Source organism: Candidatus Protochlamydia sp. W-9 (genome assembly GCF_001950615.1).
Lineage (GTDB): Bacteria > Chlamydiota > Chlamydiia > Chlamydiales > Parachlamydiaceae > Protochlamydia > Protochlamydia amoebophila.
Map to the genome: position 1 here is coordinate 1 of NZ_BCPZ01000332.1, position 890 is coordinate 890.

The window sequence follows — 890 nt, forward strand, 5'->3', positions numbered from 1 at the left end:
TGGACGATTTCAATGGTTGGGAGAAATGTACATGAGGCTGCGCCAGACAGTCCAATAATCTGTTGCCGATCACTTTGTGATTCGTAGTGGAAGTCTTTTAATATCATCTGATCTCCTCTTAGGAAACATAACGTGGTCGACTTGCCGGCTCCTGAGGGGCCTAATAGGAATAAAATACGAGAGCGATCCGCAGGGATAGAGTTTACGACTTTTTGAATGATTGCTTCTCGAGTTTCCAAGACGATATGGGATAAGAGAGAAAAGGAGATTTTTTCAATTTCAGATCGTCGTTCGTTCCGACTGGGAAGAGCTCTCACTTGAAGGAGATGATCGTAGAGGTGAATATAGCCGTTGTCGAGTAGTTCATCCAAATAAGCTGGATATGATAAAGGATCGTTTTTTCTGAGCTCTTCTAAATCAGATTTTCTTTGTGCGATAACTTTCTTTAGCTGCTCGTAATCTTGAAGTTTTTTTTTCTTGACTTGCAAGATTTTATTTACTTTTTCAGTACGGTTAGGCCCTATTAAACATTCCACATCTTCATCGAATTGATCTGTGGAAAAGCAATAGGGAAGCTCCTCGGCAATAGCTTGAAAGTAATCTGAGCTAAAGTTACGCTGTACGCTTTTAAACTCCTGCTCGATTTGCAACTCTGAATCTGAAAAGTGTTGTAAATGGTAGAGTGAAATCAAATCCTGCGTGCTAATTGCTTGATTAGAAACAATCTTTTTAACTTTTTCTATAATTTTTTGGAGGGCATGGTGGCTATTCCGCGCAGGTATCTCTTCAATTTGCCTCTCTAAGAGATCTACAGACTGATAAATTTGGTTAATCTCTTCCACATCATGTCGACAAAGGAGCTCTTTTGCTAAAATCTTTTCAATGGCTTC

General features: G+C 39.6%; 1 pseudogene. It reads right to left on the reverse strand.

The window, feature by feature from the left end:
- Positions 1-890 (reverse strand): annotated as a pseudogene (locus BU804_RS13560) (hypothetical protein); the annotation flags it as partial.